This window comes from Kitasatospora sp. NPDC048239 (assembly GCF_043202015.1).
Taxonomy (GTDB): Bacteria; Actinomycetota; Actinomycetes; order Streptomycetales; family Streptomycetaceae; genus Kitasatospora.
Genome location: NZ_JBICZP010000008.1, coordinates 334,664 through 348,143, shown reverse-complemented (window position 1 = coordinate 348,143; position 13,480 = coordinate 334,664). Strand labels below are relative to the sequence as shown.

The following is a 13,480-nucleotide window of genomic DNA, read 5'->3' as shown; positions in this document are numbered from 1 at the left end:
GGCGTACCGTGCCCATGTGTACCGTTTTCTGCTCTCCTGGCGCTGGTTGATCACCGTCCTGGTCGCCCTGCTGCTGATCCCCACCACGATCGAGCTGGGGTTCTGGCAGCTGCACCGCCACGAGGCGCGGGTGGCCCGCAACGAGCTGATCGCCCGGTCCCTGACCGCCCAGCCGGTGCCGTACGACACCCTGTCGGCGGCCCCCGGGTTCACGGTGCCCAAGGACCTCACCTGGCGCGCGGTGACGGCCACCGGGCAGTACGACCCGGAGCACGAGTTCGTGGTCCGCAAGCGGACCGACTCCAGCGGGGACAAGATCGGCTACTTCGTGGTGACCCCGCTGAAGCTGTCCGACGGACGGGGCACCGTCCTGGTCAACCGTGGCTGGGTGGCCTCCGGCGACTCCGCCACCGCCTACCCGGCCGTCCCGTCCGTGCCCGCCGGCGAGGTCGTCCTCACCGGCAGGCTGCGGGCCGACGAGACCTCGGCCGGCAGCGGCATCCGTGACCGGGCCGGGCTGCCGGACCGCCAGTTCAACCTGATCAGCACCGCGCAGCAGGCCAGGGAGACCGGCGCCGCCCTGCTCGGCGGCTACCTGGAGCTCACCGCCACCTCCCCGGCCCCTGCCGACCAGCCGGAGCTGCTGCCCGAGCCCAACCACTCCGACATCGGGCCGCACATGGCGTACGCGATCCAGTGGTGGCTGTTCACCGCGATGGTCCCGGTGGGCCTGTGGGTGCTGGTCCGACGCGAGGCCAGGGACCGGGCCAAGGAGGCCGCCGAGGCCGAGGCCTCGACCGAGCCGGAGCCCCTCCCGGTCTGACCCGGCCCGGCCTCGACCGGCCCGACCGCTACAGCACGTCCGTTACAGCACGTCCGCCAGCTCGCGCAGCAGCCGCGCCTTGGCCCGGGCGCCGACCACCGACCGGACCGGCTCGCCGCCCCGGAACACCATCAGGGTCGGCATCGACAGCACCCCGTACGCCGCCTGGGTCTCCGGGTTGGTGTCCACGTCCAGCTGGACGACGGTCAGCCGGTGCGCCTCCTCCCGCGCGATGTCCGCCAGCACCGGCGCCATCATCCGGCACGGCGGGCACCAGTCCGCCGTGAAGTCCACCAGCACCGGGCCCTCGGCCGCCAGCACCTCGGCGGCGAAGGTCTCGTCCGTGACCGCCGGCACCCCTGTGATCTGCACCATCGCCTACGTCTCCTCCCACTCGATCGCCAACTCGCACTGCGGCTGTTCGCCAGCACCCCCGGAGGCGAGCTCGTCCCGGGCGGCCTGCGCCCGGGCGAACTGGGCGCCCACCTGCACCCGGACCTCCTGGAGCCGGGTGATGCACTCGTCGAGCTCCGCCAGCTTGCGCCGGTAGACCTCCAGCGAGGCGGGGCAGGAGTCGCCCTCGGGGTGCCCGGCCTGCAGACACTCCACGAACGGCCGGGTCTCCTCCAGGCCGAAGCCGAAGTCCTGCAGCATCCGGATCTGCCGGAGCAGCCGCAGGTCCTCCTCGCCGTACGCGCGGTAGCCGTTGCCGGACCTCCGGGCGGGCAGCAGCCCGAGCTGCTCGTAGTACCGCAGCGTCCGGGTGGTCGTGCCCGCCCGCTCCGCCAGCTCACCGATCCGCATGCCCGCTCAGCTCCTTCCGGCCCCTTCCGGCCGCCTCCGGGCGCCGTCGAACGCCGCCGGGAACGACGGTAGACCTTGACGCCGACGTCAAGGCCAGCACGGTCCGGGCGGCACACGCCGCCCCGCGCCTCCCCCGCCACTACCCGGACGCTCCCGCCACCCGGCAGGATGGGGCCATGGATCTTGGACTGCAGGACAAGGTGTACGTGGTCACCGGAGCGACCCGGGGCCTCGGCTTCGCGGCCGCCCGCGAACTGGTCGCCGACGGCGCCCGGGTGCTGGTCAGCGGGCGCGGCAGGGAGTCGGTGGACGCGGCCGTCGCCGAGCTCTCCGCCCTCGACGGCGGCGGGGCGGCGCACGGCCTGGTGGCCGACAACGCCGATCCGGGCACCCCAGAGCGCCTGACGGCCGCGGCCGTCGAGCACTTCGGCCGGCTGGACGGCGTGCTGATCAGCGTCGGCGGCCCCTCGGCCGGCCCGGTCTCCACCGCCCCGGAGGAGGCCTGGCGCGACGCCTTCGAGGCGGTCTTCCTCGGCGCCCTGCGGATCGCCCGTGCGGCGGCCGGGGCGCTGGACCGGGGCGGGGTGATCGGGTTCGTGCTCTCCGGCTCGGTCCGCCAGCCCATCCCCGGCCTCGGCATCTCCAACGGCCTGCGGCCGGGCCTGGCGATGGCCGCCAAGTCGCTGGCCGACGAGCTGGGCCCGCGCGGGATCCGGGTGGTCGGCCTGCTCCCGGCCCGGATCGACACCGACCGGGTCCGCGAGCTCGACTCCCTCGGCGGCGACCCGGACGCCGCCCGCGCCCAGCACAGCGCCGCGATCCCGCTCGGCCGCTACGGCACCCCCGAGGAGTTCGGCAAGGTCGCCGCCTTCCTGCTCTCCCCCGCCGCCTCCTACCTGACCGGCGTCATGGTCCCGGTCGACGGCGGCGCCCTGCGCGGCCTCTGACCGCCCCACGGACGCGGGCCGGACGCCTCGGCCTACTGCACGCGCGGGTGCCTGCGCCGGTTCCGCCGGCTCGGCGCGGCCGGCTTCGCGGCCACCACCCGCATCCGGAGGTCGGCCGGCAGCCCGGCCAGGCCGAGGCTGCTCCGGGCGTCGGCGCGCGGGCCGGTCTCGAAGTGTTCGACCAGCGCCGCCGGATCGCCGCCCGGAGCCAGCCGGACGGTGCCGCGCAGACGCGGGTGCTTCGGCCCGCGCACCAGCCGGATGCCCACCCGTTCGACCTCGGGGAGCTCCACGGTGCCCGTCTCCAGCGCGTCCTCCAGGGCCCGGGTGCGCAGGCGCAGCCGGAGGCCGGGCGCGCCCGGCGTCGGGACGGCGATGCTCGCCGGGCCGTTGCGGCGCAGCTGGGCGAAGAGCCACCAGAGCGTGCCGGCCATCACCAGCACCAGCCCGCCGATGACGGCGGGCCACCACCAGGGTTGGTCCACCCAGCGCGTGCGGGAGCCGGTGCCGAACACCGGCTGGTCCGGTGAGGTGAGCGGCCACCGGCTCGGCGGCTCCACCCCCAGCCGCCCGTACAGGTCGAGGCCGCCCGCGAGCACCAGCACCCCGGCGGCCAGCAGCACCAGGCCGGCCACTCCCAGCAGCAGCCGGTTGACGGTGGTTCGACTCACCGCGCCCTCCCTCTGTCCGCTCGTCTGCTCCGCCCGTCCCCCGATGCCCGCCGCCCGCACCGGGCCCGGCTCACCCGTCGCCGCCCGCCGGGCCGCCCGTTTCAGGACCGCCCGCCGCCGCGGCCCGGCGGCCGGCCCGGCGGCGGGCCGTCCGGACCTCCAGGGTCAGCGGACGGGCCAGGGTCACCCTGGCCAGCTCCTCGCGCAGCCGGCGCTGGACGGAGGCCGGGTCGGCCGGGCCGGTCAGGGTGACCTTGACCCTGCGGCGGTTGATCCGGACGGCGGTGCGGTCCACCCCGGGCAGGCTCGCGGCACGGTCGACCAGGAGGGTGGCGACCCCGCCGCGGTCGATCGCGGCGGCGGTGTCGCCGTGCGGGCGCAGCGGGAGCCAGCGGCGCAGGCCGGGGGCGAGCGCGAGCCAGAGCAGCCAGCCGCCGAGCAGAGTGGCCGCCCCGGCGCCGAGCAGTACACCGAGGTCGTCGAGGTGCCGGGTGGCGAGTTCGTCGGCGGCGTCGGCACGCCAGCGGCGGGCGGGGTGGCCGGTCCGGACGGCGATCACGTCGTAGAGCAACGCGGTGGCGATCACCAGCGCGACGGTGGCGACCACCGCGGCGGCCACGGTGCGCGGGGCCCGCAACCGGGGCACCTTCACGGCGACCTGCTCCGGCTCCGGCGGCAGCCCCGTCGGCCCGGACTCGGACGGCCCCGCCTCCAGCGACCCCACCGACGGCTCCGATCCCAACGGCTCCGATCCCAACGGCTCCGGTCCCGACGGCTCCGATCCCAACGGCTCCGATCCCAACGGCTCCGGCTCCTGGGCCGACGGCCCCGGCGGCGGCTGCCCGGTCATGCCGCTCCCCCTGTCACCAGCCGCTCGACGACCACCACCACCTCGGCGACCCTCGTCCCGGTCAGGCCGCCGACCTGCTCGGCGATGCGGTCGCGCACGGTACCCGCCAGCCGCGCGAGATCGGCCGGGAAGGGCAGCTCGACGGCGACCCGCACGGTGACGGTGCTGCCCGGCGCGGCGACCGACACCCTGGGCGGGCGGCCGCGCTCCGCCCGGCCGCTCCACGCGTCGTCGAGGGCCTCGCGGGCGGCCCGGGCCGCGATCCGGGCGTAGACCCGGTCCGCGACCCGCAGCCGGCCCCGGGCACCCGGCTCACGTCGGCCGGCCGCGACGGCCGCCATCAACGGCGCCGGTCGCGGCCGCGCAGCAGGTCGCCGAGGTCCCCGAGTTCGATGTCGCCCTCCAGCAGCCGTCCGACCACGAAGCCGACCACTCCGAGCGCGGCCACCAGCAGGAAGGCCGCGAACCCGCCGAAATAGCCGGCGAAGCCCAGCGCCATCCCCACCACCAGGCCGACGATGGCCAGGTTCATCCGCTCCTCCTCGTCTGTACCGGCCCGGCGCCGGGCGGTCGGTCCGGCTGTTCCAGCCGGGTGGCGTTACTTCAGCTTGGGCCGCTGCCCCGCGGAGGGGACCTCTTCTTCCTCCTCCTCGACGTCCGGCTCGTCGGGCAGGTGGACGTCGTTGACGGCGATGTTGACCTCGACGACCTCCAGGCCGGTCATCCGCTCGACCGCGTCGATGATGTTCTCCCGTACCTGGCGGGCCAGTTCGGGGATCACCACGCCGTACTCGACGACCAGGGCGATGTCGATGGCGGTCTGCTTCTCCCCTACCTCGGCCTTGATCCCGCGCCCGATGCTGGACTTCCCCCCGGGCACCCGGTCGCGCATCGCGCCGAAGGTGCGCGAGAGCCCCGAGCCCAGGGCGTGGATGCCGACGACCTCGCGGGCGGCCATCCCGGCGATCTTCTCGACCACGCCGACGGCCAGCGCGGTGCGGCCCCGGTCGGCCAGCGGCTTGGTGCTGTCGCTGCTCGTCGGCGTCGCGGCAACGGCCGTGGCACCGGCGGAGGGGTTCTTGTGCATGGTGGCGGGCGTCGGAGTGTCAGGCATGGGCGCTTCTCCCGTCGTACGGCTCCAGCTATATCGCAAATCGCTTCAACTCTGGCATTTCGCCACGATTCCCGCCCCTGGAGCGGTGTCCGGCCCGGCGGGCCGCTCCGCCGGGCTGCGCAGACGCCGAGGGCCCGACCCCCTCGGGGAGTCGGGCCCAGCGGTCACGGACCGGCGTCAGTCGCCGAGGCCGGCCAGGTCGCGCAGCCGGCGCGCCTGCGCCACCCGTTCGGCCGAGCGCTGCTCGTCGAACGAGCGCCCGCCCGCACCCTGGAGCAGGGCCTTGGTCTCGATCACGGCGTTGCGCGGGGCGGCCAGCAGCGCGGCGGCGAGGTCCCGGGCGGCGGCGTCCAGCTCGGCGGCGGGGACGGCCAGGTTGGCCAGACCGGTCGCGGCCGCCTCCTCGGCGCCGACCCAGCGGCCGGTGGCGCAGATCTCCAGCGCCCGGGCGAAGCCGACGAGTTCGGTCAGCGGCTTGGTGCCGGCCAGGTCGGGGACGAGACCGAGCGAGGTCTCCTTCATCGCGAACTGGACGTCGTCGGCGACCACCCGCAGGTCGCAGCCGAGGGCGAGCTGGAAGCCCGCGCCGACGGCGTGGCCCTGGACTGCGGCGATCGAGACCAGGTCAGGGCGGCGCCACCAGGTGAAGGCCTCCTGGTAGGAGGCGATGGTGTCGTCGAGGTCCTTGTCCTCGGCGGCGGCCAGCTGGAGGAAGTTGCGCTCGCCGGGGATCCCCTCGGGCGTGAACATCGCGCGGTCGAGCCCGGCGGAGAACGAGACGCCCTCGGCGCGTAGCAGCACCACCCGGACGGCGCCCGGCAGTTCGCGGCCGACGGCGGTCAGCGCACGCCACATCGCGGGCGACTGGGCGTTACGCCGTTTGGGCTGACAGAGGGTGACGACGGCGAGTTCGCCGTCCACCTCCAGGCGGACGCCGTCCTGCTCCCAGCTCGGGGCCTGCGGATCGGTGGCGGGGGCGGTCATGCGGGGACCTCCGGTGGCGAGGGTGCTTGGCTACCGGAGAGTAACAAAGTTGTGGACGCGGCGGCAGGGGCTGCCGCCGGAAACGGGCCGACATCCGGATCGCGCCCGGACGGCACCCGGTCGGCAGGGGGTCGACATGACGATCGGCGGCCGGTTCGTCCGGACCGGGAGCGAACGACCAACCGTCGTCTCCCAGCCGGCGCCCTGCCGCCGAGTCATCCGTCGAAGGAACTGACGGACCGTCAGGAACCAGTCCCAGCAGTAGCTTTGTTCTTGCCCCGCGTGGCACCACCGCGACCCCGGAGGATCACTCCGGACTCGCTCAGCATCCGGTGCACGAAGCCGTACGAGCGACCGGTCTCCTCCGCGAGAGCGCGAATGCTCGCCCCGGAGTCGTACTTCTTCTTGAGATCGGCCGCGAGCTTCTCACGCGCGGCACCGGTCACCCGGCTGCCCTTTTTCAGAGTCTCGGCCACCCGTGCCTCCTCGTAGCGTTGCTCGGTCAGATTCCCATGATCACCCATCCACCGCGTCCTGGCCACCCATTCGGCAAGGTCGATGTCGGGAATGCGTGGTCCGCCGGTGGTGATCCGAGCGCACAAGGGCGCTCACGCTGAGTGCACGCCCCCGGGGGTGATACCGCCATCCGGGGCGAAAGGGCTGATCAGCAGCGTCGGCCCGACCACGATCGAATGGCGGGCCGACGGAAGCTCCTCAAACGGAATCCCGGACCTCTTCATTCCCGGACACGCCGTAAGGACTAGTTTTTCTGGTGCAAAGAACGGACGAGGTGTCTACCCCGGGGCAGACGGAAGGCCGGGGCCGGGTCAGGCGAGCGAGACCAGATCGGCGTACGCCGGGCTCCACAGGTCCTCGATCCCGTCCGGCAGCAGGATGATCCGCTCCGGCTGGAGCGCGTCGACCGCGCCCTCGTCGTGGGTGACCAGCACGACCGCGCCGGAGAACTCGCGCAGCGCGCCGAGGATCTCCTCGCGGCTGGCCGGGTCGAGGTTGTTGGTGGGCTCGTCGAGCAGCAGCACGTTGGCGCTGGAGACCACCAGCGAGGCCAGTGCGAGCCGGGTCTTCTCACCACCGGAGAGCACTCCGGCCGGCTTGTCGACGTCGTCGCCGGAGAACAGGAACGAGCCGAGGATCTTGCGGATCTGCACCAGGTCGGTGTCCGGGGCCGAGGAGCGCATGTTCTCCAGCACCGAGCGGTCCGGGTCCAGGGTCTCGTGCTCCTGGGCGTAGTAGCCGATCTTCAGACCGTGGCCCGGGGTGACCGCGCCGGTGTCCGGCTGCTCGACACCCGCGAGCATCCGCAGCAGGGTGGTCTTGCCGGCGCCGTTGAGCCCGAGGATGACCACCCGCGAGCCCCGGTCGATCGCCAGGCCCACGTCGGTGAAGATCTCCAGCGAGCCGTAGGACTTGGAGAGGCCCTCGGCCGTCAGCGGGGTCTTGCCGCAGGGGGCCGGGTCCGGGAAGCGCAGCTTCGCGACCTTGTCCGAGACCCGCACCTGCTCCAGGCCGGCCAGCAGCTTCTCCGCGCGGCGGGCCATGTTCTGCGCGGCCACCGTCTTGGTCGCCTTGGCCCGCATCTTGTCGGCCTGCGAGTTGAGGGTCGCGGCCTTCTTCTCCGCGTTGGCGCGCTCGCGCCGGCGGCGCTTCTCGTCGTCCTCGCGCTGCTGCTGGTACTGCTTCCAGCCCATGTTGTAGATGTCGATCGCGGAGCGGTTGGCGTCCAGGTAGAACACCTTGTTGACGACCGTCTCGACCAGCTCGACATCGTGCGAGATCACGATGAAGCCGCCCTTGTACGTCTTCAGGAAGTCCCGCAGCCACGCGATCGAGTCGGCGTCGAGGTGGTTGGTGGGCTCGTCGAGCAGCAGGATGTCGGCGTCCGAGAAGAGGATCCGGGCCAGCTCCACACGGCGGCGCTGACCACCGGAGAGGGTGTGCAGCTCCTGGGCGAGGATGCGGTCCGGCAGCCCGAGGGCGGCGGCGATGGTCGCGGCCTCGGCCTCGGCGGCGTACCCGCCCTTGGTGAGGAACTCGGTCTCCAGGTTGGCGTACTTCTTCATCGCCTTGTCGCGGGTGGCGCCCTTGCCGTTGGCCATCCGCTCCTCGTTCTCGCGCATCTTCTTCAGCACGGTGTCGAGGCCGCGCGCGGAGAGGATGCGGTCGCGGGCCAGCACGTCGAGGTCGCCGGTGCGCGGGTCCTGCGGGAGGTAGCCGACCTCGCCGGAGTTGGTGACGGTGCCGCCGGCCGGGATGCCCTCGCCGGCCAGCACCTTGGTGAGCGTGGTCTTGCCGGCGCCGTTGCGCCCGACCAGGCCGATCCGGTCGCCGGGGGCGATCCGGAAGCTCGCGGACTCGATCAGGACACGGGCGCCGGCGCGCAGCTCAAGGGCGTTGGCGGAAATCATGGCCGGGGTACTCCTGGGACGTGGGCGGGCGCCTGGGCATGGCACAGGGCCGGGGCAGCGGGAAGGGCGTCGTACGTCGACCGGTGCGCCGCACAGGGCGGCACCGCTCGCCCGCTAATGCCCGGAGAGAACAGCCATGACGGCAAGTCTACCGGGCCCCGCGGGAACGCCCGGGGCAATTACCGCGGTGGGGTACCGGCCGGGGGCCCGCCGAAGGCCCGGGAACACGTCCTTACGGCTGCGGGTCGCCCTCCGGAACCGGGCAGGAGCCCTGCGGACGGACCGCCGCAAAGGGCTCGGCCGGGCTGCCGCAGGCCGCCTCGGGGGCGGCCGCCTTGGTGTCGAAGACCTTGGTGCCGACGATCGGGCCGTCCGAGATCAGCACCCGCTGGCCGTCCAGCGCCTTCAGCGCCACCGCGGGGCCTGCGTTCAGCTGCCAGCCGGTGCTGTCCAGCCGGTACCCGCTGATGCCGCCGGACATCGCCTGGCCGCTGCTGCTGGTGCAGCTGCGCGGTACCAGCACCGCGTAGTCCGTCCCGACCGTGCGGGTCGGGTCGTAGACGCAGTTGCCGGCCGGCTTGGAGTTGTAGCGAAGGTCACCGTCGGCGTCCCGGAAGCCCATCGTCAGACCGGGTGTGACGACCGCCACCCACGGCGAGGAGTCCTGGACGGTGTGCAGCGCCGAGGCGGCGCGCTCCAGCGCGGTCTGCTTGCGCTGCGCCTCGGTGCGCTTGTCGGCGTTCGGCTCGTCCTCGCCCTTCAGCCAGTCCGCCAGGCCGGGCACGGCCCGGTGCCAGCGCACCTCGTGGTCGCTCGGCCGCACCGAGGTGACCAGGCCGTCGTCCCAGAGCACCACGGCGTTCTCACCCGCCATCGACAGGTACAGCGCGGTGGCGCCCTCCCGGCGGTAGGACCAGGCGTGCTCCCCGCTCGCGCGGTTGTAGGCCTCCAGGCCCGGGCCCACCTTCAGCTCCAGACCGCCCGTGTCCAGCGACTGCGCGTTGATCGGGCTGGCGTCCGCGCCGCCCGGCTCGGCCACCCGGTCCCCGAACGGCACCGGCTTGTTGGCATGCGCGGCCGCGCCCGCCACAAGGACCAGCAGCACGGCCAGGGCAGGGAGGATCGATCGGGGGGTGAGAACACGCAGCGGCTTCCAGGACACGGGCGGAGCGTACCTTTCACCACCCGCGCGAGTCAGCCGGACTTGCCCGTGCGTCCGAACGGTGGACCTGCCGACGGCCGGTTTGCGCCCTTCGCCCCCACCTGCCCGCCGACCTGCGCCGTCACGGCCGCACCGCCCGGACGGCCGCCGCCGCGGGCCCGCCGGGTAGGGCCTCCGAGCCCGCCCGGACTGTTACAGAGGTGATACACGGCGCATTGCGGCAGACGGCGTTCGAATACCGCCCACTTTAGGGTGACATTCGGCTTTTCCGACGCCCGCTGGGCCTACTGTCGGCGAGCGGGGCACCACGGTCCGTCCGCCCTGCCTCCCGCTCAGCGACCGCCCGGAGGAGAGAGACCCATGCGATACGGCCGCCTGACGCTGGCCGCCGCCGCGCTTCTGCTGCTGACCACCGCCGGGGTCCCCGCGGGGACCCCGCTCAGCCAGACCGAACGGCACACCCTCTCCTCGGACGCCTTCGAGCCGCGCGGCGCCGCGCCCCGCCCGACCGTCCAGCGACCCCGGCACGAGCCGCCCTTCGGCGCCTTCGTCGGCTCCTGGGACAACTACATCCCCCAGATCGGCCGCTACGCCCAGTGGCTGAACAACGCCAACATGCAGGTCGGCCACACCTATCTGGCCGGAAACGGCTGGGCCGACATCGAGGGCGAGCCGGTGGTGCTCGGCATGTGGTCGCAGTGGCGGCTCGCCGACCCGAACCGGATGCTGGTCCTCGGCGTGCCGATGCTGGTGCCCAACGAGACGGGCGTGTCGGACGGCGAGGTCGCCAAGCTGCTCGGCCAGGGCGTCCGCGGGGACTTCGACCGCCACTTCCTCAAGCTCGCCCGCCGGCTGGTCGCGCTCGGTGGGGCGGACACCGTGCTCACCCTCGGCTGGGAGATGAACGGCGTCACCTACACCCACCGCTGCAAGCCCGACCCGACGGCCTGGAAGGCCTACTGGCGGCGGATCGTCGGGGTGATGCGCTCGGTGCCCGGCCAGCGGTTCCGCTTCGACTTCGCCCCGAACCGGGGCGTGGACGCCATCCCGTGGACCAAGTGCTACCCCGGGGACGACGTGGTCGACATCATCGGCATGGACAGCTACGACCAGCCGGCCGGGGCCACCTTCGACGACTACGTCCGGGAGCCGTACGGGCTCCAGGATCAGGTCGAGTTCGCGGCCAAGCGCGGCAAGCCCGTCTCGTACCCGGAGTGGGGGCTGTTCCGCAACGGGGACAACCCCGACTTCGTCCAGCGGATGGTCGAGTGGATCCGCACCCACGACACCAGCTACCAGACCGTCACCGACTACTGCCCGCACGGCTTCTGGCAGTGCGACCGGAACCCGAAGTCCGGTGCCCGCTTCAAGCAGCTGATGTCGGGGTCCAAGGGGGCGCCGACCGCGGCGTCGACGCCCCCGCCCCAGCCCTCGCCGAAGCCCCCCGCCACGCCGTCCCCGAAGGCCACCGCGGACCCGGGCGCCTCCCCCACCGCCTCCCCGGGCGGCTCCCCCTCGGCGGGGCCGGAGGCGGCGCCGTCGCCCGGCACAGCGACCTCGGGCGGCGCAGCGGCCTCGGGCGGCGCAGCGACCTCGCCCGGCACACCGGCCACGGGCAGCACAGCGGCCTCGCCCGGCACGTCGGCCGCGGCCGACCCCGCCCCGGCGAGCCCGACGGCGGCCCGGTCAGCTCCGGCGGCGAGACGCTAGCGCCTCCTTGAGCCTCGGCAGCCTGGTCCGCAGCACGTACACGGCCGCCTGCCGGGCCCGGACCGTACCGCCCCGGCAGGCCGCCGCCGGAGCCGGGCCGCGCGGGCCGAACAGCAGCCGCTGGTTCGGCAGCCGGTCCGGCCGCCAGCGCTGCTTGTAGGGCTCCTGGCCGCGCAGCAGGCTGAGCACCGGGATGCCCGCGCCGACCGTCTCGTCCAGCGCGGCGCCGAACAGCAGCCCGGCGATGTCCAGCCGGTCGCGCAGCTCCGGGTGCGCCCCGTACAGGTAGAGGCCGCCGAAGGACGGGCAGAGCAGCAGCAGGTTCACCGCGACCAGCTCGCCGTTCAGCCAGTACTGGTGGACGGCGGCACGGCCGGTGGCGACCAGGCCGGTGGTGGACTCGGCGAGGTGGCGGGCGAACCGCTCGGTGCGGTGCTCCGGGGTGACCCCGCGGTCCTGCCACTGCAGGAAGTGCAGCCGCAGCAGGCCCTCCAGTGCCTCCGGCACCTCGTCGGGCGCGGTCGAGCGGACCTCCACCCCGGACTCGGCGATCTTGCGGAGCTTCACCCGGCTGCGCTGCGCCGTCTTGCCGGGCACCCGCTTGAGCAGCTCCTCCATCGGGACGGCGGGCAGGTACTGGCAGAGCGAGTCGGTGAAGCGGCGGCGCCGGCCCCTCCAGTGCTCGAACACCCGCTGCACCGCCGCCTCGGGGTGCACCTCGCGCAGGTCCAGGCTGTGCCAGGGGCGGGTGAGCGGGAGGGCGGCGGCGAACTCGGCGGCGGCCCGGTCGGCGCAGCCGTCGTCGAGCAGGATGTCGGTGAAGTCGATCAGCCCGTCGCCGAGGCCGGTGAGGCCGCCGAACGGGCCGCCGCGCCGCTGGAAGGCGCCCGCGCCGACCAGCAGGCCGGAGCGGCGCACCAGCACCACCACCAGCTCGCCGGGCCGGCCGTACTGGCGCCACCAGGAGCGCTGCCAGGCGGCGGCCTGGAAGAAGGTGGCCGTGCGGCAGCGGGTGACCAGGTCGTCCCACTCCTCGGCGAGGACGTCCAGGGCGTCGTCCTCGCGGCGCAGCTCGGTGGTCCAGCGCGGACGGCCCGCCTGCACGGGGAGGGCGATGGCGCCCGTCCCGGTGTCGGCCTCGGTACTCATCGGCCGCTCCCGGCGGTGACGGTCTTCTCCTTGCCGGCGGCCTTGGCGGACTCCTTGGGCTCCTTGGCCTCCTTGGGCTGCTTGGACTCCCTGAGATCCTTCTGCTCCCCGGGCTCCGCCGGGTCCCGCTCGGCGGGGGCCTCCTCGGACCTCGGGCGCGGGGTGGTGGGGGTCACCGGGTCCTGCGGGGCCCCGGGGGCCGGCGCGGGAGCGGTCTGCGGGCCGACGGCGGTGCCCCGGCGCCGGGTCATCATCACCAGCGCACCGACCAGCAGTCCGGCCGCGCCGCCGACCGCGACGTCCAGCTGGGCCGACGGTGTGGTCGGCTTGTCCGGCTCGGCGGCCGGGGCCAGCGGGACCAGCCGGACCCCGGTCTCCCTGCTGCTCGCGTTGGCGAAGGCCACCAGCGAGCGGGCCACCGCGTCGGCGGCCTGGACGGCCTCCTGCGGCCGGGCCCCGGTGCCGGTGATCTCGATCATCGGGGCGTCCGGGGAGGTGGTGCCGTGCACCAGGGCCTCCAGCTCCGTCCGGGTGTGGCCGGTGTCGGCGGCGGCCGCCGCGAGCACCTGCGGCTGCCCGGCCAGCCGGCCGTAGGCCTGCGCGAAGTTGATCGCGGTGGCGCTCTCCCCCGTGGTCTGCGGCACCACGATCACATAGGAGTTGGCGGCGTACGACGGGTGCGCGACGACGGCGTACCCGGCGCCGGCCACGGCGCCCAGCGGCACCGCCAGGGCCACCGGCCACCAGCGACGGGCCAGGGTTCGGGCGCTTCGGCGCGGTTCGGACATGCGGTGCTCCTTGGATATGGGGGCCGACCGGTGGGCGGCCCGGCCGGGCGCG

General features: G+C 74.1%; 16 protein-coding genes. 3 read left to right on the top strand and 13 right to left on the bottom strand.

All coding sequences use genetic code 11. The annotated features are described in order from the left end of the window. The first annotated feature begins 16 nt into the window (after nt 1-16). Nucleotides 17-823, top strand: a complete 807-nt coding sequence (locus tag ACGFZP_RS23595) for an SURF1 family protein (protein WP_392936232.1) — start codon at nt 17-19, stop codon at nt 821-823. Between the two features lie 42 nt (nt 824-865). Here ACGFZP_RS23595 and trxA read toward each other — a convergent pair whose 3' ends face one another. Both trxA and ACGFZP_RS23585 read right to left on the bottom strand, forming a co-directional pair. Beyond that, nucleotides 866-1,198 carry a thioredoxin gene (trxA, locus tag ACGFZP_RS23590; RefSeq protein WP_392936230.1) on the bottom strand — a complete coding sequence of 111 codons (333 nt, stop codon included), beginning with the start codon at nt 1,196-1,198 and terminating at the stop codon, nt 866-868. A 3-nt stretch (nt 1,199-1,201) separates the two neighbouring features. Beyond that, on the bottom strand, nt 1,202-1,627 hold the full coding sequence (locus ACGFZP_RS23585; RefSeq protein WP_392936227.1) for a MerR family transcriptional regulator: 426 nt from the start codon (nt 1,625-1,627) through the stop codon (nt 1,202-1,204). A gap of 176 nt (nt 1,628-1,803) precedes the next feature. On the opposite strand from ACGFZP_RS23585, the gene ACGFZP_RS23580 reads away from it, so the two are divergent. Next, complete coding sequence (locus ACGFZP_RS23580) at nt 1,804-2,574, top strand: SDR family oxidoreductase (RefSeq protein ID WP_392936224.1); 771 nt, start codon at nt 1,804-1,806, stop codon at nt 2,572-2,574. Between the two features lie 32 nt (nt 2,575-2,606). Here the strand turns inward: ACGFZP_RS23580 and ACGFZP_RS23575 are convergent, their stop codons facing one another. From ACGFZP_RS23575 to ACGFZP_RS23535, 9 genes are all read right to left on the bottom strand, one after another. Continuing rightward, complete coding sequence (locus ACGFZP_RS23575; protein WP_392936221.1) at nt 2,607-3,245, bottom strand: alkaline shock response membrane anchor protein AmaP; 639 nt, start codon at nt 3,243-3,245, stop codon at nt 2,607-2,609. Between the two features lie 70 nt (nt 3,246-3,315). Then, complete coding sequence (locus ACGFZP_RS23570) at nt 3,316-3,987, bottom strand: DUF6286 domain-containing protein (protein ID WP_392936218.1); 672 nt, start codon at nt 3,985-3,987, stop codon at nt 3,316-3,318. A 104-nt stretch (nt 3,988-4,091) separates the two neighbouring features. Then, complete coding sequence (locus ACGFZP_RS23565; protein WP_392936216.1) at nt 4,092-4,436, bottom strand: hypothetical protein; 345 nt, start codon at nt 4,434-4,436, stop codon at nt 4,092-4,094. Then, on the bottom strand, nt 4,436-4,627 hold the full coding sequence (locus tag ACGFZP_RS23560; RefSeq protein ID WP_392936213.1) for a hypothetical protein: 192 nt from the start codon (nt 4,625-4,627) through the stop codon (nt 4,436-4,438). Before ACGFZP_RS23560 ends, ACGFZP_RS23565 begins: the two co-directional genes overlap by 1 nt. A 66-nt stretch (nt 4,628-4,693) precedes the next feature. Beyond that, nucleotides 4,694-5,209 (bottom strand): Asp23/Gls24 family envelope stress response protein, encoded by a 516-nt coding sequence (locus ACGFZP_RS23555; protein WP_392936211.1) that lies wholly within the window; start codon nt 5,207-5,209, stop codon nt 4,694-4,696. 177 nt (nt 5,210-5,386) lie between these two features. After that, the gene (locus ACGFZP_RS23550; protein ID WP_392936208.1) at nt 5,387-6,193 is read right to left on the bottom strand and encodes an enoyl-CoA hydratase/isomerase family protein; all 807 of its coding nucleotides are present in this window, start codon (nt 6,191-6,193) and stop codon (nt 5,387-5,389) included. A gap of 242 nt (nt 6,194-6,435) precedes the next feature. Continuing rightward, nucleotides 6,436-6,669 (bottom strand): helix-turn-helix domain-containing protein, encoded by a 234-nt coding sequence (locus ACGFZP_RS23545; protein WP_387941908.1) that lies wholly within the window; start codon nt 6,667-6,669, stop codon nt 6,436-6,438. A gap of 351 nt (nt 6,670-7,020) precedes the next feature. Beyond that, a complete protein-coding gene (locus tag ACGFZP_RS23540) occupies nt 7,021-8,619 on the bottom strand; it encodes an ABC-F family ATP-binding cassette domain-containing protein (RefSeq protein WP_392936205.1) in 1,599 nt (532 codons plus the stop codon). Between the two features lie 232 nt (nt 8,620-8,851). Continuing rightward, nucleotides 8,852-9,781, bottom strand: coding sequence for a hypothetical protein (locus ACGFZP_RS23535; protein ID WP_392936202.1), 930 nt, complete (start codon nt 9,779-9,781; stop codon nt 8,852-8,854). Nucleotides 9,782-10,141: 360 nt separating this feature from the next. Between ACGFZP_RS23535 and ACGFZP_RS23530 the strand changes: the two genes are divergently transcribed. Beyond that, complete coding sequence (locus tag ACGFZP_RS23530) at nt 10,142-11,491, top strand: glycosyl hydrolase (RefSeq protein WP_392936199.1); 1,350 nt, start codon at nt 10,142-10,144, stop codon at nt 11,489-11,491. On the opposite strand, the gene ACGFZP_RS23525 is transcribed toward ACGFZP_RS23530, so the two are convergent. Beyond that, nucleotides 11,468-12,640: a GNAT family N-acetyltransferase gene (locus ACGFZP_RS23525; RefSeq protein WP_392936196.1), complete on the bottom strand. Its 1,173-nt coding sequence runs from the start codon at nt 12,638-12,640 to the stop codon at nt 11,468-11,470. The genes ACGFZP_RS23530 and ACGFZP_RS23525 overlap by 24 nt on opposite strands. Continuing rightward, nucleotides 12,637-13,428 carry a YveK family protein gene (locus ACGFZP_RS23520; protein ID WP_392936193.1) on the bottom strand — a complete coding sequence of 264 codons (792 nt, stop codon included), beginning with the start codon at nt 13,426-13,428 and terminating at the stop codon, nt 12,637-12,639. Before ACGFZP_RS23520 ends, ACGFZP_RS23525 begins: the two co-directional genes overlap by 4 nt. Nucleotides 13,429-13,480 lie beyond the last annotated feature (52 nt).